Source organism: Pseudomonas sp. TH37, assembly GCF_016650735.1.
Taxonomy (GTDB): domain Bacteria; phylum Pseudomonadota; class Gammaproteobacteria; order Pseudomonadales; family Pseudomonadaceae; genus Aquipseudomonas; species Aquipseudomonas farris.
In genome coordinates this window covers 409,631-428,493 of the sequence record NZ_JAEKFD010000003.1, presented here as the reverse complement: position 1 = coordinate 428,493, position 18,863 = coordinate 409,631, and the positions used below count along the sequence as shown (strand labels likewise).

At 58.1% G+C, this 18,863-nt stretch carries 17 protein-coding genes and 4 tRNA genes; 5 read left to right on the top strand and 16 right to left on the bottom strand.

Annotated features, from left to right (window positions below; genetic code table 11):
- The first annotated feature begins 405 nt into the window (after window positions 1-405).
- The 3 genes from JFU11_RS11150 (at window position 406) to JFU11_RS11140 (ending at window position 2,747) form a co-directional block, all read left to right on the top strand.
- Window positions 406-1,635, top strand: a complete 1,230-nt coding sequence (locus JFU11_RS11150) for a type II and III secretion system protein family protein (RefSeq protein WP_123723057.1) — start codon at window positions 406-408, stop codon at window positions 1,633-1,635.
- Between the two features lie 113 nt (window positions 1,636-1,748).
- Window positions 1,749-2,459 carry a tetratricopeptide repeat protein gene (locus tag JFU11_RS11145; RefSeq protein ID WP_123723056.1) on the top strand — a complete coding sequence of 237 codons (711 nt, stop codon included), beginning with the start codon at window positions 1,749-1,751 and terminating at the stop codon, window positions 2,457-2,459.
- 18 nt (window positions 2,460-2,477) lie between these two features.
- Window positions 2,478-2,747, top strand: a complete 270-nt coding sequence (locus JFU11_RS11140) for a DUF3613 domain-containing protein (protein WP_201060626.1) — start codon at window positions 2,478-2,480, stop codon at window positions 2,745-2,747.
- 904 nt (window positions 2,748-3,651) lie between these two features.
- On the opposite strand, the gene JFU11_RS11135 is transcribed toward JFU11_RS11140, so the two are convergent.
- The 11 genes from JFU11_RS11135 to JFU11_RS11085 all read right to left on the bottom strand — a co-directional run bounded on the left by JFU11_RS11135 (window position 3,652) and on the right by JFU11_RS11085 (window position 13,588).
- Entirely contained in the window at window positions 3,652-4,617 is a 966-nt protein-coding gene (locus JFU11_RS11135) for a type II secretion system F family protein (protein WP_123723054.1), read from the bottom strand.
- A 29-nt stretch (window positions 4,618-4,646) separates the two neighbouring features.
- Window positions 4,647-5,633 carry a type II secretion system F family protein gene (locus JFU11_RS11130; protein ID WP_201060625.1) on the bottom strand — a complete coding sequence of 329 codons (987 nt, stop codon included), beginning with the start codon at window positions 5,631-5,633 and terminating at the stop codon, window positions 4,647-4,649.
- Window positions 5,630-7,063: a CpaF family protein gene (locus JFU11_RS11125; protein WP_201060624.1), complete on the bottom strand. Its 1,434-nt coding sequence runs from the start codon at window positions 7,061-7,063 to the stop codon at window positions 5,630-5,632. Before JFU11_RS11125 ends, JFU11_RS11130 begins: the two co-directional genes overlap by 4 nt.
- 3 nt (window positions 7,064-7,066) lie before the next feature.
- Window positions 7,067-8,287 carry an AAA family ATPase gene (locus tag JFU11_RS11120; RefSeq protein ID WP_123723051.1) on the bottom strand — a complete coding sequence of 407 codons (1,221 nt, stop codon included), beginning with the start codon at window positions 8,285-8,287 and terminating at the stop codon, window positions 7,067-7,069.
- Window positions 8,281-8,775 (bottom strand): TadE/TadG family type IV pilus assembly protein, encoded by a 495-nt coding sequence (locus tag JFU11_RS11115; RefSeq protein ID WP_123723050.1) that lies wholly within the window; start codon window positions 8,773-8,775, stop codon window positions 8,281-8,283. The genes JFU11_RS11120 and JFU11_RS11115 overlap by 7 nt, the downstream gene beginning before the upstream one ends.
- Window positions 8,775-9,254, bottom strand: coding sequence for a TadE/TadG family type IV pilus assembly protein (locus JFU11_RS11110; protein ID WP_123723049.1), 480 nt, complete (start codon window positions 9,252-9,254; stop codon window positions 8,775-8,777). The genes JFU11_RS11115 and JFU11_RS11110 overlap by 1 nt, the downstream gene beginning before the upstream one ends.
- Before the next feature lie 8 nt (window positions 9,255-9,262).
- Window positions 9,263-10,606 (bottom strand): TadE/TadG family type IV pilus assembly protein, encoded by a 1,344-nt coding sequence (locus JFU11_RS11105; protein WP_123723048.1) that lies wholly within the window; start codon window positions 10,604-10,606, stop codon window positions 9,263-9,265.
- A 71-nt stretch (window positions 10,607-10,677) separates the two neighbouring features.
- Entirely contained in the window at window positions 10,678-11,484 is an 807-nt protein-coding gene (gene cpaB, locus JFU11_RS11100; RefSeq protein WP_123723047.1) for a Flp pilus assembly protein CpaB, read from the bottom strand.
- Window positions 11,485-11,499: 15 nt separating this feature from the next.
- Window positions 11,500-12,834, bottom strand: a complete 1,335-nt coding sequence (locus tag JFU11_RS11095) for an AAA family ATPase (protein ID WP_123723046.1) — start codon at window positions 12,832-12,834, stop codon at window positions 11,500-11,502.
- A 2-nt stretch (window positions 12,835-12,836) separates the two neighbouring features.
- Window positions 12,837-13,367 carry a prepilin peptidase gene (locus JFU11_RS11090; protein WP_123723045.1) on the bottom strand — a complete coding sequence of 177 codons (531 nt, stop codon included), beginning with the start codon at window positions 13,365-13,367 and terminating at the stop codon, window positions 12,837-12,839.
- 29 nt (window positions 13,368-13,396) lie between these two features.
- Window positions 13,397-13,588 carry a Flp family type IVb pilin gene (locus JFU11_RS11085; protein ID WP_123723044.1) on the bottom strand — a complete coding sequence of 64 codons (192 nt, stop codon included), beginning with the start codon at window positions 13,586-13,588 and terminating at the stop codon, window positions 13,397-13,399.
- Window positions 13,589-13,997: 409 nt separating this feature from the next.
- On the opposite strand from JFU11_RS11085, the gene JFU11_RS11080 reads away from it, so the two are divergent.
- Window positions 13,998-14,864, top strand: a complete 867-nt coding sequence (locus tag JFU11_RS11080) for a DNA-binding response regulator (RefSeq protein WP_201060623.1) — start codon at window positions 13,998-14,000, stop codon at window positions 14,862-14,864.
- Window positions 14,865-15,142: 278 nt separating this feature from the next.
- Here the strand turns inward: JFU11_RS11080 and JFU11_RS11075 are convergent.
- From JFU11_RS11075 to JFU11_RS11060, 4 genes are all read right to left on the bottom strand, one after another.
- A tRNA-Gly gene (locus JFU11_RS11075) sits at window positions 15,143-15,218 on the bottom strand.
- A gap of 3 nt (window positions 15,219-15,221) precedes the next feature.
- Window positions 15,222-15,297 (bottom strand) — tRNA-Glu (locus tag JFU11_RS11070).
- A gap of 104 nt (window positions 15,298-15,401) precedes the next feature.
- Window positions 15,402-15,477, bottom strand: a tRNA-Gly gene (locus tag JFU11_RS11065).
- A gap of 2 nt (window positions 15,478-15,479) precedes the next feature.
- Window positions 15,480-15,555 (bottom strand) — tRNA-Glu (locus tag JFU11_RS11060).
- 394 nt (window positions 15,556-15,949) lie between these two features.
- On the opposite strand from JFU11_RS11060, the gene JFU11_RS11055 reads away from it, so the two are divergent.
- On the top strand, window positions 15,950-16,708 hold the full coding sequence (locus JFU11_RS11055; RefSeq protein WP_187326507.1) for a hypothetical protein: 759 nt from the start codon (window positions 15,950-15,952) through the stop codon (window positions 16,706-16,708).
- Between the two features lie 70 nt (window positions 16,709-16,778).
- Here the strand turns inward: JFU11_RS11055 and JFU11_RS11050 are convergent, their stop codons facing one another.
- Complete coding sequence (locus JFU11_RS11050; RefSeq protein WP_201060622.1) at window positions 16,779-18,743, bottom strand: methyl-accepting chemotaxis protein; 1,965 nt, start codon at window positions 18,741-18,743, stop codon at window positions 16,779-16,781.
- Between the last annotated feature and the right edge of the window lie 120 nt (window positions 18,744-18,863).

The window sequence follows — 18,863 nt, the reverse complement described above, 5'->3', positions numbered from 1 at the left end:
AAATGCCACGTTAGGTTCAGCGATCAGATAGCGGAATGGCAAAAGGAGTTACCTCACTATGGTCCTGGCAAGCATTTTCCGGCTCTTTGCTTTGATTGCCGGTTGCTTTTTAGGGGAGTCAGGTCGGCGCAAAGTGCCGTCTTTAGCTGCTGTTGCTGTCGAGCCCGAGCCTATCGTTCGGCTCGACAGCTCAGGTATCTGGATCACTAAAAACCGTTATAGCGAAGGTCGCTCGTTGTTCCGTCAGAACAGCGTATTGCAGTTGCTTGCATGTAGCACCACGGAATATTGCCGGGGCCATTAGTCAGGGGTCTGGCGGGGTAGAGGGCCGACCAAGGCCCCTTGTAGTGATCCGAGGCAACCTAGTTAGCCTCAAAGATGGCCTATTCAGCGAGGATGCACTTAATGAGCTATCGTACCGTGCCCGCTTTCAAGCGAATTATCCAAGGCCTGTTCTGGACGGGCCTCAGCGTGAATGCGGCTCAGGCCGCGCCGGCCAATTGTTCGCAACTGGATAATATGCCGACAACGTTTGAGGTCGGTCAGGGGCTCCAGAATGAACTGCGCGTCCCCGTCCCGGTGACACAGCTGGCAGTCGGCGATCCGAAAATCGCCGACGTGCAACCCAGCGGCAACAACCCCAATGCCTTCTTGCTCACCGGTATGGCGCCGGGGACCACCAGCCTGATGGTCTGGACCGCCTGTTCGACAACGCCGCGCCAAAGCATGGTGTTCGTCAAGGGCAAGGCCACCGCGGCGCTCACCAGCGTCTCGACAGTGCCTTCCGAAGACCCGCTGTTGCCGATCCAGGTGCAAACTGACATCCGCTTCGTTGAAGTCAGCCGGACCAAACTCAAGGAAGCCAATGCCTCGATTTTTGGCCGCCAAGGCAACTTCCTGTTCGGCTCACCGAGAACCTTGCCCACCGTCGGCGGCATTGTCACGCCGTCGGTGCCGGTGAACAACGGCATGTTCAACTTCGCTTTTGCGTCCAGCGATACTCTAGTGTCGATCAACGCACTGGAAGGCAGCGGTTTCGCCTACACCCTGGCACGGCCAAGCCTGGTAGCGCTCAGCGGGCAGAGTGCGAGCTTCCTGGCCGGTGGTGAAGTGCCGATTCCAGTGCCCAGTTCCGGCAGCGATAACGTGTCCATCGAGTACAAGGAATTCGGTATCCGCCTGACCCTGACGCCGACCATCATCGGGAAAAACCGTATCGCGCTGAAGGTGGCACCGGAAGTCAGTGAACTGGACTTCACCAACGCCGTGAGCATCGCCGGCACCATCGTTCCGGCGCTGACCATTCGACGTACCGACACCAGCATCTCCCTGGCCGACGGCGAAAGCTTCGTCATCAGCGGCCTGATCAGCACCCGCAACAGTTCCCAGGTGAACAAGTTTCCGGGGCTGGGCGACATCCCGATTCTGGGGGCGTTCTTCCGCGACAACAGCATCAACCGTGAAGAGCGTGAACTGCTGATGATCGTTACCCCGCATCTGGTCCAGCCACTGGCTGCCAATGCACAACTACCGTCATTGCCTGGCGAGCAGCTGCGCAATTACGACCCGAACTTCTACCGTATGTTCTTCCTCGAAAATGGCGATTTCGACAGTCGCTCCGGGCTCTCGCAATGAGCCTGAATCAGACTTGCCTCGACCTCACTCGTAACGGTGATCTTGAACGCTTGCCAAGCCAGCTTTATTGCCATTGGCCAGGCGTTCAACGTGTTGTAGCCAGAGGACACTCGATGAAAGCAGTCATTGCAATAGCGGCGACAATAATGCTCACAGGTTGTGCCAGCAATGGCTTGTCGTCGCGACCGGCTGAGTGTGCCAAGCCCGCTTCGGATCAAGAGCTGGCCCTGAGCTTGGCCGATAACATGGTCAGTGAGGGCCGTTTGTATGCCAGCCTGGCGAATCTGGAAGGTTTGCCTGACAACCTGGTTCAGGTTCGCCTGCGCAAGGCCCGGGTGCTGCGCTTGATGGGGCGTAACGAGTCGGGGCCGTTGTATCAAAGCTTGCTCGGCACCTGTCTGGCCGCCGACGGGGAACATGGCTTGGGCCAGTTGGCCGCGGCCAAAAATGATTACGCCAACGCTACCACTCACCTTGAGCGAGCGGTGAAGATGGCCCCCACCGACGACAGGATGCGCAATGACCTGGGGGTGGTCTACCTCAATCAGCGACGGATCCCTGAAGCACGCTTTGAGTTCATGACTGCCATGGAGCTCAAACAGTCCAATTCACTGGCGGCACTGAATATGGTGACGCTGTTGATCTATCAGGATAACTGGAAGGCAGCTTCCGAACTCGTGACCCGCGCCAGCTTGAGTCCTCAGCAAGTCGCAGAGGCTCAGAGCCGCGCGGAAAAACTCAAGGCTTCTGCTAAAAAAGCAGTGGCATCCGAGGGGAATCGCAGAACTGAGGTAGCCGCTGCCTCATCCAGTGCGACCAAGTAAAACGTACGAGGAGTCGAGATGAATACCAAGAGGCTGTTGATCGTGTGCATGGCTTGCCTGTCCACCAGTGCCTGGGCTTTTGAACCAGGCCCCTCTTCGAAGGAGCAAAAAGGCACCGAGCAGTGGATGCAGCTACAGATTCGCGGCATCGTTGCTTCGCCCAAACTGCAAACCGCTTCGGCCACCGAACGTGACCTGGCCATGCAGCGTTGGCTGAACAGCTTCCTCTACCCGATTCCGGAGTTTTTTGATCAGGATGCAGCGGGAAAAATGACCATCAGCAACTGAGGCACGTCAAGGGGTGATCAGCCTCTGGCGTCGTTCAGAGTGGCCTGGCTGCAAAGCCGGGCCAGACGTCGCATGCAGGAAAGCATTGGCATCTACACACTATCCAAGCCTGGCCGAATTACCCTGTAGGAGCTGCCGCAGGCTGCGATCTTTTGCTCTTCCACGATCACTCGGCCATCAAAATCAAAAGATCGCAGGCTTCGCCAGCTCCTACGCCTGACCGCGTCGGTGTTCCTTGAAGGGGCACCTGGCAACCATTGCTTGCGCCTTGACCAGCCTGTCACCGAACGTATCGCGACAATCAGCGCCCGGTCGTGATTAACAGACGTACGCAATCTCTGTAGGAGCTGCCGCAGGCTGCGATCTTTTGCTCTTCCACGATCACTCGGCCATCAAAATCAAAAGATCGCAGGCTTCGCCAGCTCCTACGCCTGACCGCGTCGGTGTTCCTTGAAGGGGCACCTGGCAACCATTGCTTGCGCCTTGACCAGCCTGTCACCGAACGTATCGCGACAATCAGCGCCCGGTCGTGATTAACAGACGTACGCAATCTCTGTAGGAGCTGCCGCAGGCTGCGATCTTTTGCTCTTCAGCGAAACTTCTCGGCCATCAAAATCAAAAGATCGCAGGCTTCGCCAGCTCCTACGCTTGACCGCGGTGTTCCTTAAAGGGGTGTCTGGTAACTATCGCTTGCGCCTTGCCCAGCCTGTCACCGAGCGTATCGCGACAATCAATGCCAGGTCGTGATTAACAGATATACGCAGGCTGCGATCTTTTGATTCAGAGGCCTGGGCAACGAATTGCCTGCCAGAAAAATCAAAAGATCGCAGCCTGCGTCAGCTCCTACAGGGGATGTGTAAAAGCTCGGTTGGCAAGGCCATCCTGTTCGACAGCAAGGACCTTGTTACTTCCCGAATGTCTTGAGTACCCCGATCATGGCAGGACCAATGGCTATCAGAAAGAAGCTCGGCCACAGACAGAAAATCAGCGGGAATATAAGTTTGGTGCCAATTTTCGCCCCCGCCTCTTCGGCGGCCTGCGTACGCCGGTCACGGAACTCATCGGCATAGATGCGCAGAGTATCGGCCACGCTGGTACCAAAACGGATGCTCTGCGCCAACAGACTGACTAACCCTTGGACGTCATCCAGACCGGTGCGCACAGCCAGTTGCTTGAGCGCCTCGGTACTGGAAATGCCCGCGCGGATTTGCGCATTGACCAAGGCCAGTTCTTCAGCCAGTTCAACCTGACTGACTGACATTTCTTCAGCCACCCGTTCGATCGTCAGAGGCAAGGCCAGGCCCGACTCCACACAGACCACCATCAGGTCCAGGGCATCTGGAAAAGCGGCACGCAGCCTGCCCTGCCTAGCCTGCTTGCGTTTTCCGACATACAGCGCGGGTACCAGCCAGCCGACAGCAGCCGCCGCTAACACTATCAACAACCCCGTAATCAGAGAAAGTTTGGGGATTATCGGCAACACCAACAGCGCAAGGCCTACCAATATCAATGGCAACAGCAAACGCACCGCCCAGTACATTTGAACAGCCGATTGTGAGCGATAACCAGCGTGCGTCAACAGGGTTTGGGTGGCAGACGTTTGAGCGCCATCAGTCGAGCCAAAGCGTTGGCCGACCCGTTCCAGCAATAATTGCAGATTACCCGGTGCGTCCTGCCCGGATGTACTTCCTGAATGACCGCGTTTGATCAGCGCCAGACGACGCTGTACGGGGTCCTGCAGCCCCAACAGCAGTAGCACCACGGTAACGATCGCGAGTACTGCACTCAGACTCATCGCACCGACAAACAACAGGCGCGCCATCTCCTCATTGCCTGTCACTCGATTGAACAACCCCAGCAAATAGTCCATGACCTGCACCTCCACATGGTGAATAAGGCTTAAACCTGAATCCGTATGATTTTGCGAATCCAGAAAATCCCGACCAACATGGAACCAAAAGCCCCAAATATCAGCTTATGGCCGATCGGGTCATTGAGTAGCAAAGGCAAGTAGTTAGGGCTGGTGATTACGATCACCGCCGCCAGCACGAAAGGAATGGCCACCAGTATCCAGGCGGACATCCGCCCTTCGGCCGACAAGGTCTTGACCTTGCGCTGAAAGCGAAAGCGCCCGCGAATCAGCCGACTCAGACGCTCCAGTACTTCAGTCAGATTGCCGCCGGTCTCGCGGTGAATAAGGATCGAGGTCACGAGCATCATCACCGTCATGCTCGGCATTCTCTCCAGCAGGCCGAGCATGGCCCGGCGTACATCGTTGCCATAGTTGATATCGGCGAAGGTCATACCGAACTCATGAGCGACCGGCCCCTTGTGCTCCTCGGCGACCAGGCGCAAGGTTTCGTTGAACGGGTGTCCGGCGCGCAGGGCACGGCACATGGCATCCAGCGCATCCGGCAGGCCTTCCTCGAACTCAGCGAAACGTTTGCCACGGTCACGAAAAATTTTCAGCACGGGTAACCAGAACACCCCGAAGCCCACCAGCAGCGCCATCCACCAGACTGACGAGATCATCCAGATCGAAATGCCCGCACAGACGCCCAGGAACAGCCCGAGCAACAGCACCCGATACGCCCGGTATTCGTGTCCGCCCTGCTCGATCACCTGTGTCAGGTTCGCCATAAAAGGCAACTGCTCAAGCATGGCCTCCAGTGGCGACAGGCGCGTCAGGTATTTCTGCCGCAACACTGTCTGCATGTTAGGCAGATTGTTGGCCTTCTCCAGTACATGCAAGCGGCCGCGGATGCGCTTGCGCATCTTGCCGGCCTCGCCAAACACCGGCACCACCACGCCCTGGGACAGGAGGAACGCGGCAATAAACACCATGCCGAGGAACATCAGAATGAATTCACCAGGAATATTGTTCATGACTGCCGCGCCTCCATCCACTCAGGCCTGAACATGTTAAGCGGCAACTCGATGCCACGCTTGGCCAGTACATCGCGGAAGGCCGGGATCATGCCGCTGGGGCGATAATCACCGAGCACCTCACCGTTTTCGCCCATGCCTTGGCGCGCAAAAGAGAATATTTCGGTCATGGTGATGATCTCGCCTTCCATGCCGTTGATCTCCTGCACGCTGACCAGTCGGCGCTTGCCGTCTTCCTGACGTTCCAGCTGGATCACCACATCAATGGCCGAAGCGATCTGCTGACGCATGGCCTTGATCGGGAAGGTCGCCCCGGTCATCGACACCATGTTCTCGATTCGCCCCAACGCATCGCGTGCGGTGTTGGCGTGGATGGTGGTCAAGGAGCCGTCGTGACCGGTGTTCATGGCCGTCAGCATGTCCAGCGCCTCCGCGCCGCGCACTTCGCCGATCACAATGCGATCCGGGCGCATCCGCAGGCTGTTGCGTACCAACTCCCGCTGACTCACCTCGCCACGCCCCTCGATATTCGAAGGCCGGGTTTCCAGGCGCACTACATGAGGCTGCTGCAGTTGCAGTTCAGCCGAATCTTCGATGGTGACGATCCGCTCGTTCTGTGGAATGAAACTGGACAGCACGTTGAGCATGGTGGTCTTGCCGCTGCCGGTACCGCCGGAAATCAGCACGTTCAAGCGTCCACGGACAATCGCCTTGAGCAGCAGGGCAATGGCCGGGGTCAACGTCCCCACCGAGATCAGGCTGTCGGTATTGAGCAGGTCCACCGCAAAGCGGCGAATCGACATGCTCGGACCGTCGATGGCCAGCGGCGGGATAATCGCATTGACCCGCGAACCGTCCTTGAGCCGGGCGTCCACCAATGGCGAGGACTCGTCGATACGACGACCCAGGCTGGAAACGATGCGGTCGATGATGTTCAGCAAATGCTGATCATCGCGAAAGCGCACATCGGTCCGTTGCAGTTTGCCGAAGCGCTCGACATAGACCGAGGCAAAACCGTTGACCAGAATGTCGGACACGCTGTGATCGGCCAGCAACGGTTCCAGGGGACCCAGGCCGAGCACCTCGTCGGTGATCTGCTTGATGATCAACTGGCGACTGGAGGTACTCACTGGCGCCGAATGCTCATCGAGCAAGCGCTGGCAAATATCTCGAATCTGCCGCGAGGCCTCGGCCTGTTCAAGGGAGTCCAGCAAAGACAGGTCCATGACTTTGAGCAACTGCTGGTAGATCTTTTCCCGCCACTCGGCTTCCACCGGGGTGACCTGGCTTCTGGTTTCGTAAAGAACATCCGGTACCGCACGTTCCCACGCCATTATTTCCTCTGCCGGGTCCAGCAGGTCGTCGGTCGCCGACGATGAGGCGGGTTTAGCGGACTGTTTGCGCAAGCGGTTACGAAAGTCGCTGATCATGGGTCATCCCCCGAAAAAACGGTTGAAGGCGCGTTTGAGTAAGCCTTTGTTCCCGGCTACCTGTTGACCGACCAGGTCCTCGGTCATGTCGCGCAGTGCGGCAGTGATCGCTGCCCTCGGCGCATGCAGCCCCAACGGCACGCCAGTGTTCTGACTCTGGCTGACCAGGTTGAAGTCGTTGGGTAATTTCGACAGATTGGTGCAGCGCAGCGCCTCGCCGATATCTTTGAGACTGATCGCTCCCGCCTTGTCATAGCGGTTGACCACTATCTGCAATTGATCCCCGCGCACGCCCAGGTCATCGCGAAGAATCCGCACCAGGGAGCTGGCATCGCGCAAATGGCTGACGCTCTGTTGCACCACCACGTACACCCGATCCACCTGTTCCAGCACGGAGCCGGTGAGGTGGTCGATTTGCCGCGGCAGGTCAATCACCACCCAGTCATAACTGGCGCGGGCCAACTTCAACAGGGTGTCAAGTTGCTCGGGTTGGGCATCTTGCGGCAGACACAGCTCACCGGCCCGGCCACCCAGCACATGCAAGGTGGGGCTGAAGTGACTGCAAAAACCGCGTAGCGCGACGCTGTCCATGCCGTCGATCTGGTGCAACACCTCCAGATGGCTGTGCGACTGCGCCACATCCAGATAATGCGTCACGCTGCCGAATTGCAGATCCATATCGAGCAACAGGGTACTGCCGCCCCTGGCGCTGAGCTGCTGGGCCAGGTTGCAGGCCACCAGGGTTCCGCCGGAGCCGCCCTTGGCGCTCATCACGGCGATCAATTTCCCTTCCGCCCCACTGCCGGTCCGAACCTCCATGACCAGCCGATTCAAGGCGGCAACCAATTCCGTCTCGGCGATGGGCTCGGGCAGCACGTCACGGGCGCCGGCCTGCATCGCCATACGCATGCCTTCCTGTTCGCTCAGCAGACCGCAGACCAACATCGGCGGACGTTCATGGGCCGGGTGCAGCAACAGCGCCGCCAGCTCCTCACGCCACAGATGGCTGACGCGCAACAGCAACAGATCGGGCATGCGGTCCAGACCGTAGAGCGGGTCGACATGCCCGTTGCTCACCAAGCGAGTGCTCACCTCAAGGCCGGGCATGCGCTGGCAGACACTCTGCAGATCGCGCAAAGAGGTGGCATCACGGCTGCTAATCAGCAACCGGAGCCCGGCTTTGCCAGTCGAGCTGGAGACTGGCGTTTCCTTGGTATTCAGCATGGTGTGATCTCCCCGGAATCGGAATGACGCCCGAGGCTTTCGCGTGGCAACGTTGCCCTGAATGTGGGCAAGGTAATGGGCACGCCGAACCCGGGAATAAACAGGTTGAAAACGAAGTTTTGCAGGCTCAACTGGACGTAGCGGATGGCACGAAAGCCGTTGACTCCACTCGTGTCGGCGGGGTTGCCCACCTGAGCGCCGTCTACGTCCAGATAGGTCAACGTCAAGTTGGTGGTGGCCAGATCGGTGATGATCTGGCTCGCACCGGCGTCGGTCGCGGCATTGAAGATCGCCCGCCGCAACACCACCGGATCACTGATATTGCACACCGACGCCAGGCGCGCACCACGGCGCACGACTTCATCTAGCGCATTGATCGTGAAGTACAGGCGGCCGATTTCCAACGCGCCGAACAACAGCGTGAATATCAGCGCGCCGATGATGGCGAACTCCACCACATAGGTGCCTTGCATGCGTTTGCGATTCATCACAGTGCCCTCATGACAGTGGTGGCGACCAGCGGAATGCTCAGCGCAATCGGATTACCGAAAAACCCGGGAAGCGATCCGGTGCAATTGCCACCGCCAATCACCGGGCAGAATGTAAAAGTGATGGTGACTCGCACATGGTCGGTGCCCACGGCGGCGACGACCACGTTGTTGGCCGTCAATCCGGATATCACTGGGGTTCCGGTCTGGCTAGGCACGCCATAGACCGCGACGTTTTTCGTCTGGGTCTGCAGCGTATTGCTCAGGGAGACCGCACCGAGCGTCGAGTTCCAGGCTTGGCTGGCGACGAAACGGTCGGCATCACGGCTGGCCTGCAGCAGTACGTTGTACTGGTAGAGCATGCGGCCGAACTCACCGAAGGCCAGCAACAGCAACAGCAGCACCGGCAGGGCCAGGGTGAATTCCACCATGGCCAGGCCCTGCTGGCGCCGCGGATGTTTAATCGCGTGAAGTCTCATGACGCCTCCTATGAGTCTGTGCTCGGAGTGCCGCTGCCGTTGAGATAGGTTTTGTAGAGCTGAATGATCTGTGGGCCGGAATCGTTCGTCGGATTAGGACCGGGCACATTGTCGCCTTCGCACTCCTTCACAAACTGGCCGAAGATCTGCGCTTCCGTGCCGCCGTTACTCATTGGCTGCACCACGAAATAGCAACCAAAACCCAGGACAGGGATCGAGGTGGTACCGCCCTGTTGGCCGGTGCAGTTGCCCACCACGATTTTCAGCATCCGGCGCTCGAACACCCCATTGCTCTGACAGCCACTGCCGGACCCTGCCACACAGGCCGCAGCACTCACACGCCAGTCGTTGTAGTCCTGTATCGCGTTGCCGCCCGCCGTGAGATCGCCGTTGTTCGAGGTGACGGTTTGCCCCTGGTATTTCATTTGTGGTGGGGAAACTGAGTCGTCGTAAGTGATCGCGGGATTGCTGGACGTGGTCACCAGGTCGGGCGGATAGGCCGAGGCACTGACCGGGCCGTTGTAGATGCCGAAGCGCGTATTCAAGCCTTGAGACGCAGGGCCCACCGTGTTGCCGGGTTTGGTCTGGACATTTTCCCCCACGTTGCGGCAGATTGAGCCGCCTCCGGCCATATCTGTCCTGACCGAACTGCCGCCCGAACCAAAATCGAGCAACTGAAAGTTGCCTGGACCAATGGGGGACGAATTGCCGGCAGCCGACTTCAATACTTGCAAATCACCAAATTGGAAGCCCCAGAACATACCGGCGTCCGGGTCGTATTGAGCCGGATCGCCACAGACCATCAAAGGTGCGAGATCACAGGGGCTGGTAGGGCTGGGGCCTGCGGTGGCGATCGCCGACACTGCTTTGTTCCCCAAGCCGCTAGTGCCGAATGTCTGGACGAAGTTCCAGAAAAATCCTGTCAGGCCATAGTTCGGTACCGATACCCGAACATATTTGGCATCCGCAGGCCCCGGATAGGTAAATGGGCCATAGACGCTGCTTGCCAGTTCCACTACCGCGAAGCCTGCGTTGCCAACCATCGCCGTGGCCAATTCGCTATTACCCATGGCATTGGCATTTTGCGCCAGCGTATTGAGCGCGGCAGTGCGCGTTACGCTGGCAGGGTTGCTACCACCTTCCACCTGGCTCAGGGTTTTGGCACCGCTCAGGGCGGCGGCGTCTACAGCATTCTGCAGGCGCGTTTTGTTCAACAACATGTGGCCCACGTCGAGGGACAAACCCGCCATCATTAAAATCGCCGCTAACGCGATTACCATCAACACGCTCACCGATCCAGCCTGGCGCCTTGGCGTCGCAGTGAACGGCTGCCGAATACGAAGATTCATCATCAAGCCCTCATTTGCCGAAACTGACTCGGATCGGCTGCCAATACCTGGTGCCCAGGCACCCTACCGCCCTGTCAACGTTTGACTACACTGGCTTGGGTCCCACGGATAATGGTGATAGCCCCACCAACCTCGCCATTGCCGCGGCGCACCACGCGTTTTGGCGCCGGGGCAGCGGCCATCGCCATGACCGGTGCGGCAGGCGCAACGGTCGCGATTTTTTTCTCGGCGTTCAGCGGATTGCGCAGGGTCAGTTGCAATTTCCCTTCCGTTTGCGCGGTGACCAGGGTTTCAGCCTCTGCGGTCGTCATCTCAAGCGTTACTGCGCGCACCACCACCGGTTGGGTCTTGTCGGTACCCGCCGTCTGGTCCACCGCCAACACCCGCAAGTTCTCGAGGATGGTCTTGGACACGGCGTTGTTGCCGCTGCCATCAGTGCGTTTGGTTGCCAGCACATCGACCCGGTTACCCGGCAAGAGGAATCCGCCCACGCCGACCACATCGTCCACGCGTACCGATATGGCACGTTTGTCTGTCGCAATCAATGAAGCCAGGGTGCTGCCCCCCAAATGCTCACTCAGGCGCGCGCCGCGCATGATGTCGCCCTTCAGGATGTCGAACGTCGCGATCTTGCCCACTGCTTTGTCGGTGGAGTCGAAGGCATCGTCTGGAATCGTGTCCATGGGCATGCGCATGGTCGTGACCTGTTGGGCCTCGACCATCTGCCCGAATGGAATTTCTACCGTGGCGACCACCACGCTTCGTAGGTGGTCATCCGGGCTGGCATTGAGCCGGGCGCTCAGCCAGGAGTCGGCCATCCATGCAGCACCAAGGCCCATGACCAGGGAAACGCCTACCAGGGTAAGAGTACGAGAGCTCATGTCAGTATCTCCGTATCAAAGAAAGTCGAGCTGGACGAAGTAGTTGTGCCAGGCCCATTCCAACTCTTGCGGTGACAATGGTCCGGAACCACCCATATAACGCTGACGATCGAGCGCCATGTTCAGGAGATCGCGGGGATGGCAAGGCACCAGGGGCATGCCTTCACTTGCATAAAGTCTTTGCAGGACATACCGCAGCAGCAGCGGGTCAAAAGGAATACCCAGACGCTCGCTTTCCTGACGCCAGATCTTTTCGTACTCCTCAGGCTTCAGGTAACCGAATTGCAGTTTGTAGCCAATCCGGCGAAGGAAGGCCTCATCGGCCAGTTCCAGAGGATTGAGGTTGGTGGAGAACACCAGAATCAGATCGAACGGCAGCTCGCAATGCCGACCGCCGCCCAGGTTGAGGAAATCGCGTTTCTCTTCCATCGGTACGATCCAGCGGTTCAACAGCTCGGCGGGCGCCATGCGCTGGCGTCCCATGTCGTCGATGATGAACAGGCCATTACTGGCCTTGAGCTGCAAGGCGGCCTGGTACTGACGGGTCGAGGAGTCATAGCGAACGTCCAGCTGTTCCATGCTCAACTCGCCGCCCGTAATAACGATAGGGCGTTTGCAGCACAGCAGTCGACGGTCGATCCCTTCGTTGAGCATCAGATTGTTCTGTTGACTGTTGTCATCCAGACGCTGATGCACCTGCGGGTCGTAAATCTCGATCACTGACTCGTTGATAACGATGGCATGCGGCACCCAGATGGCCTCGGCGAACAGACGAATCAGCCGACTGCTGACATACGTCTTGCCGGTACCCGCGGGGCCATAAATCATGATTGCGCGACCGGAGTTCAGGGCCACGCCCAGCTGATCGAGCATCCCTTCCGTGAGCACTACGCCGGCGAGGGCCCTGTGCATTTCATTGGCAGTGATGCGACCGTGGTGAATGGTCTGGATTTTGATCAGGGACCGATAGGTACTCACCGGAAAAGGTGCCGCGCCGATGTAGCCACTGCGCGACAGAGCGTCGCGGGCAGCACTGCGACCGCGTTCGGTCAGGCCATAACGCAACATCTGCCCGCCCGTTGTTTGCGGGCCCATTTGGCCGAGCACTTCAACACGGCCATCCTTGCGCAGGAACGCCAGGACCTCTTCAAGTACGGCGCCGGTCAGCGCCAGGCGCTCCACCAGCCGCGACATGTCCAGCACGCCGGCGTCATGCAAATGCTTGCACACCAACTCGCCGAGGAAACTGTCGCTCAGACCAGTCTCGCGGATAGTGCAGGGCTGAGGAGCCAACCGCTGCACCGCTTCTCGTTCGCTGGGGTAGGCATCACTATCGACGATGACGTGCATGACTAACCTCCAAATCCACCGGCAACGAGTTGCCAGTAGACGCTGTTCAACGTCCCGAGCAGGATCGCAACCGTATAAGGAAAGGGCTTACCGGCCACCTCGTCCGAGCTCGGGGTCATATAGGCCCGCGCCCGAAGCATCAACCGATAACGTCCCAGGGTTTGCAATAATTGACCGCGCATCAGCACGATCAGGAAACCGCACAAGCCTCCCCATAGCAGACTGAAGAACACAGCCCACAAGGCGTAATGGGGGGGTAGGAAACTGCCAACCATGGCCATCAGCTTGACGTCACCGGCAGCCATGCCGCCCAGGGCATACATGGGCAGGAACAGCGCAAAACCGATCAGGAGGCCCATCAGGCCGTCCCCCATCCCGCTAATCCCACCTGAATAAGTCTGGCCGGCCAATCCCAAGGCCAGACCTACCAGGATCAGCAGGTTGGGAATGCGGTGGCGACGCAAGTCGCTCACCACCGCCACGCCCAGCAGTCCTATCAGCACAACGGTCGCTACCAGCTGTTCCATGGACATTGCGCATCTCCCTAACAGAGTTGTTGTTATTAGCAGGAGCCAGGAACAATGGCGTTACAAATAGCCCGGATTCTGGTATCCACAACCCCGCCGAGAAGCGTGAACGCCCCGACCACAGCTACTGTGATCAACCCACCTGCCACCGCGTACTCCACAATGGTCAGGCCGTCTTCGTCTTTGGCGAACTTCACTACCGAAGCCTTGATTGTTTGCATGATCATTTTGCCCACCTCACTCGAATGTTGTTTTTTCTGAGGCAGTGCGTTTTGCTCTGCCTGGATGCAACACTAGTCAGGGGCAAGGCATAGGCGTTAGGAAGATTTTGCACATCACTAGGACTTTTTTGCGGGTGGTGCCAACTACCGTTAGTTGGCTTTTGGAAGGAATGACGGGGTAAAGAAGGAAATGACTTGCGAGTGCGATTGTCGTTGATTCACAAGCGACGAGCGGTTGAGGCTTGGGGCATTGATTCCACGCTAACAAACAATCGGGCAGGGTCGATTTTCAAACGAAATATAGAGCGCATAGAACTAAAGCATGAGTTCCTTATAAGCATTTAGTCTGCAAAGTGATCGAACGTTAGCAATACTACTCAGCGAAGAGCGGCGCTAAGAACCCCAGAGTAGAGACATGACGTCCAATTTGACCAGAAGGCCATCGCTACTGTGGTTCGATCTGACCCACGATCGTTCCACGAAGGAACTCATCGCGCAGTTCGAGGGTACCTGCGACTGCAAATTGGCGAAAAACTCCGTGTTGCCCCACGGGGAACAGGCAGACATGATCTGCATCCATTTTGATCGCCCCGACACACCGGGCTTGAGGCTGTTGCTGGAGATCAAACGCACCACCCCCACCATCCCGATCACCATGTTCACCATCCAACATTCAGAAGAACTGGCCGTCTGGGCCATGCGCTCCAGTGTCTGGGAATACATGGTGCTCCCGCTCTCAGGTACTGAGAAAAAGCGCTACCTGACGGCAGTGGTGCAGCTGTGCGAGTTGCGCCGAAACATCAACGGCCAAGGCCAGACATCGCTGATTGATCACTCTCCGACCCTGCCGGACAGCATCCGCCTGACCTCGGGGCACCAAAAACACCAGGCGCTGAGCAACATCATGCTGTACATCGATCAGCACTTTCGGGACAGCATCGATCAGAGGGATTTGGCGAAGCGCTGCGGTATGACGACCTTTCGCTTCAGCCGCCTGTTCAAGGAAGCCAATGGCGTTGGCTTCACCGATTACATCCTGGACAAGCGCATGAGCTTCGCCAAGCAACTGCTCGACAACAGCCAGATGCCTATTACCAGCATCGGCTATGAGGCTGGCTTCAAGGACCCGTCCTACTTCGCTCGCGCCTTCAAGCAGTTCGTCAACTGCACGCCCAGCGAATACCGTTTGACCTGCCAACTTAGAGCCGTAGCCGCGCAACCGGCGCTGGAGGATACAACCGCTGAAGTGCTCGAAAGCCTGGTGCAGAGCCTCGGAAGTTGAGGCAGTTTTTCATGCGCAACCAATTTTAGCCGACACTCCTTTGTAGCAGCTGCCGAGCCTGCGAGGCTGCGTTCGGCTGCGCAGCAGTCGTAAAATCAGCACTCGCGGCGCGTCAGACAGACCGTGTCAGACCGATTCGCGACTGCTTCGCAGCCGAACGCAGCCTCGCGAGCTCGGCAGCTGCTACGGATGCCCCAAAGGTTTTTATTCCAATTAATGCAAATGACAAATAACGCGCATAAAAAAACGCCGCTCAATGAGCGGCGTTTTTTTGAATTTGGAGCGGGAAACGAGACTCGAACTCGCGACCCCGACCTTGGCAAGGTCGTGCTCTACCAACTGAGCTATTCCCGCAAATGGCGTCCCCTAGGGGACTCGAACCCCTGTTACCGCCGTGAAAGGGCGGTGTCCTAGGCCACTAGACGAAGGGGACACGCTGCCCGGAACACATGGTGTGTGTTTCGGTGCCCAGATCCGCATCCGAAGATTTGGTTCTGGTTTCACTCAGCCCTGCCCGAAAGCAAAGCCGTTTAAAACTGGAGCGGGAAACGAGACTCGAACTCGCGACCCCGACCTTGGCAAGGTCGTGCTCTACCAACTGAGCTATTCCCGCATTGGCGTCCCCTAGGGGACTCGAACCCCTGTTACCGCCGTGAAAGGGCGGTGTCCTAGGCCACTAGACGAAGGGGACACACGTACAACATTCACTCCCTACCGCGTTTCGCTGTGTGCTTTACGCTGTAAGTGGCGCGCATTCTATGGATGGATTGAGGGGTCGTCAACCCCCAGATATAAATTTATTTAAATCAATGACTTCGCCCTGCTTTCAGCAGCGATTCAGGCTTTTCCGTCGCCTGACCCTGGGCGCCTATATTCTGGCATCCATCAAGACGCTATAGTCCGCGCCGAGATGATGGCAATGTGCACCTCGCACGCTATTTACTTATATATGCAGCAATACGGCCGATATAAGCAGAGCCATAACCGATTCAACCCGTCGAGCGGCGCTAGGCGCCCAAATGCCAAGCCACTACACTCGACTCGCACGCGAACCCCATAAAGAGGTCTTACCGGTGACACCACTCATGATCACCCTGCTAGTTGTAGCCGGGATCGCACTATTGATCGCCATTGGCTACATGAACCATGTGGTGGAAAACAACAAGCTGGAAAGGGCCCGCACCAAGGTTGAACTCAACGACCGCCTGCGTCGCTGCGGCGAAATCACCGAGACCTTCCCCGGTCAATTGATGACGCCGGCGCTCAAGCTGCTGTTGACCCGTCTGGAACTGAACGTCTGCCAGCGCCTGCTGAACCTGGAAAAAACCAACGCCACGTTGAAAGCACGGATTACCGAGCTGAGTGGCCTCGTCGCCCAGGGCGAATCGATCCCGGTCAACAACCCGCCGGCTCCGATCCAGACCGAAGCCAAAGCCAAAGACGTGCGTTTCCTGCTCGAAGCCCTGCATGGCCAGATCACCCGCGCGGCACAGGACGGTTTCCTGCCGACCAACGAAGCCAAACGCTGGATCCGCGAGGTCCGTCACATCCTGGTCCTGTTGCACATCGAATTCTTCAACAACCTGGGCCAGCATTCTCTGCAACAGAACCAGCCCGGTCAGGCTCGACTCGCCTTCGAACGTGGCGTGCAATACCTGCGCAAACAACAGGAACCGCAGGTTTACGCAGAACAGCTGGAATATCTGGAAAAGCTCCTGGCCCGCGCCAACGCCCAGGTCATGGACAAGATTGCTCCGGTTGAAGGCGAGGTGAACCAATTGACCGAAGGCCTCAAAGACGTCGAGGCTGATGCCGATTGGAAGAAAAAAGCGATCTACGACTGATCATGCAAATGCTGAAAAGCCACCGGGTCAGGTGGCTTTTTTTTGCGTTGGGATTGATGGAGGGCAGCCCCTACAGCCTGAAGTGCCCCACCATCCCCTTCAGCTCAACCCCCAGCTGCGCCAACTCAATACTCGACACCGCATTGCCGCGCATCGCCAACGACGACTGATCCGCACTGGCGCGGATACTGGTGACACTGCGATTGATCTCCTCGGCGACTGAACTCTGCTCTTCCGCAGCCGCCGCAATCTGCTGGTTCATCTGCTGAATCAACGACACCGCTGCCGCAATGCTCCCCAAGGCGCTCTCGGTCTGCAACGCATCGCTCACCGCCAGCTTCACCAACTCGCCACTGTTCTGAATCTGCTGCACCGACGAGTGCGCCGCCGAGCGCAAGGCACTGACCAGCCGTTCGATTTCCTCGGTCGATTGCTGGGTTCGTTTGGCCAATGCCCGAACTTCATCGGCCACCACCGCAAAGCCCCTGCCCTGCTCACCGGCCCGCGCCGCCTCGATGGCCGCATTGAGCGCCAACAGGTTGGTCTGCTCGGCAACGCTTTTGATCACGCTGAGCACCGTGCCAATGTTCTGGATTTCCGCACTGAGGCTTTCGATGCTGGAGCTGGCCGAGGTGGCCGAGTCCGCCAATTGTTCGATTCGCGCCATGCTCTGACGCACCACCTGCTGACCGCTCTCGACCTTGCCGTCGGCAGTCTGCGCCGCTTGGGCGGCCTCTTCCGCGTTACGTGCGACGTCGTGCACCGTGGCGGTCATCTGATTCATCGCGGTGGCGACCTGCTCGGTTTCTTCCTTCTGGCTGCTGACTTCAAGGTTGGTCTGCTCGGTCACCGCCGACAGCGATTGAGCAGAGCTTGCCAGCTGTTCGATACCGGCCTGCAAACCACTGACGATATTGCTGAGCCCTGCGCCCATTTGCTGCATGGCTTGCATCAACTGGCCGATCTCATCACGGCGGGTCACTTCAATCGTTGCACTCAAATCGCCCGCAGCAATCTGCTGAGCAACACGGATAACACTGCGCAGTGGGGTAACGATCAACCGGGTAATTACCCACGAAGCAATCAGCCCCACGAGCAGGGCCAGCGCCGAGGAGCCGATGATCAACAGCGAGTTCTTTTTCAGCTCTGCCTGCATCGACTGATCTTCGGCAAGGTAGGCCTGATCCACCCGCTCCACCACTTGAGCGGCGCGCTGGTGAAGTTGCTCGTAGACGGTCTTTTCCTGCGCCAATAAGCCGGTGTATTCGGCAAGTTTTTCACTGAAACCGGCGATGTGACCGGACACTTCATTGAGGACGGTCTGGTAACCCTCATCCTTGATCGTGGTTTTCAGTTGCTCGGCCTGGGTCAGTGCCTGATCGGCTTGCTCAATCTTGCCTTGCCCGCCGCTGTCGTCGCCCTTGCGGCTCTGGTCCAGGCGTACGCGCGCTTCGTTCATGGCCTGCAACATCAGCCGCGAAACCTGGCTGACCTGATTGGCCTGCTCGATGAATTGCGCGCCGTCCTTGCCCTCGGATTCCTTCAAGGTATAGGCACCATCATCGGCGAGCCCGGCCTGCAGCACGTCCAGGTTATTGGCCACGCTGGACACCGACCAACTGGCCATTTCCAGTGCCAGGTCCTTGGCCTGACTCAGTGAGACGAACTCATCAAACGCCTTGCGATAGGCACTCAGAGATTGCTCGACGTCATTCATCACCGGCACGTTGGCCGCTGACTGGGCCTTGAGCTGAGTGGCCAGGGCGATCAGAGCGTCTACCCCGGCGCGCAAGGCGTCCGCGGTTTTCGGATTACCGTGCAAGGCGTATTCCTGCTCAAGCAAACGCACCTTGAGCAAACCGCTGTTGAGCGACGACATCTGCTTGAGCCCGTCGAAGCGCTGACTGATGGTTTGCAGGGACCATACGCCGATGGCCGCCACCAAGGCTGTCAACAGCAGTACCAGTACAAACCCGACACCCAGTTTTTTCGCCATACCGAGGTTGGCAAAACGTCCTTGCACGGCCGAAATCATTGCGCTTAGTCCCCTGCCATTGTCTGTTGATGCAGATTCGCAACGGGCTTGTGCCAACACAAGTCTCCGGCGTCGGAATAATGGCAAAAAGCTACGCCCGCGTCGCTTTCAGAACGCTTG

Coding starts and splice junctions, on each gene's coding strand:
- JFU11_RS11150 (WP_123723057.1), top strand. CDS start 406: ATGAGCTATCGTACCGTGCCCGCTTTCAAGCGAATTATCCAAGGCCTG.
- JFU11_RS11145 (WP_123723056.1), top strand. CDS start 1,749: ATGAAAGCAGTCATTGCAATAGCGGCGACAATAATGCTCACAGGTTGT.
- JFU11_RS11140 (WP_201060626.1), top strand. CDS start 2,478: ATGAATACCAAGAGGCTGTTGATCGTGTGCATGGCTTGCCTGTCCACC.
- JFU11_RS11135 (WP_123723054.1), bottom strand. CDS start 4,617: ATGGACTATTTGCTGGGGTTGTTCAATCGAGTGACAGGCAATGAGGAG.
- JFU11_RS11130 (WP_201060625.1), bottom strand. CDS start 5,633: ATGAACAATATTCCTGGTGAATTCATTCTGATGTTCCTCGGCATGGTG.
- JFU11_RS11125 (WP_201060624.1), bottom strand. CDS start 7,063: ATGATCAGCGACTTTCGTAACCGCTTGCGCAAACAGTCCGCTAAACCC.
- JFU11_RS11120 (WP_123723051.1), bottom strand. CDS start 8,287: ATGCTGAATACCAAGGAAACGCCAGTCTCCAGCTCGACTGGCAAAGCC.
- JFU11_RS11115 (WP_123723050.1), bottom strand. CDS start 8,775: ATGAATCGCAAACGCATGCAAGGCACCTATGTGGTGGAGTTCGCCATC.
- JFU11_RS11110 (WP_123723049.1), bottom strand. CDS start 9,254: ATGAGACTTCACGCGATTAAACATCCGCGGCGCCAGCAGGGCCTGGCC.
- JFU11_RS11105 (WP_123723048.1), bottom strand. CDS start 10,606: ATGATGAATCTTCGTATTCGGCAGCCGTTCACTGCGACGCCAAGGCGC.
- cpaB (WP_123723047.1), bottom strand. CDS start 11,484: ATGAGCTCTCGTACTCTTACCCTGGTAGGCGTTTCCCTGGTCATGGGC.
- JFU11_RS11095 (WP_123723046.1), bottom strand. CDS start 12,834: ATGCACGTCATCGTCGATAGTGATGCCTACCCCAGCGAACGAGAAGCG.
- JFU11_RS11090 (WP_123723045.1), bottom strand. CDS start 13,367: ATGTCCATGGAACAGCTGGTAGCGACCGTTGTGCTGATAGGACTGCTG.
- JFU11_RS11085 (WP_123723044.1), bottom strand. CDS start 13,588: ATGATCATGCAAACAATCAAGGCTTCGGTAGTGAAGTTCGCCAAAGAC.
- JFU11_RS11080 (WP_201060623.1), top strand. CDS start 13,998: ATGACGTCCAATTTGACCAGAAGGCCATCGCTACTGTGGTTCGATCTG.
- JFU11_RS11055 (WP_187326507.1), top strand. CDS start 15,950: ATGATCACCCTGCTAGTTGTAGCCGGGATCGCACTATTGATCGCCATT.
- JFU11_RS11050 (WP_201060622.1), bottom strand. CDS start 18,743: ATGATTTCGGCCGTGCAAGGACGTTTTGCCAACCTCGGTATGGCGAAA.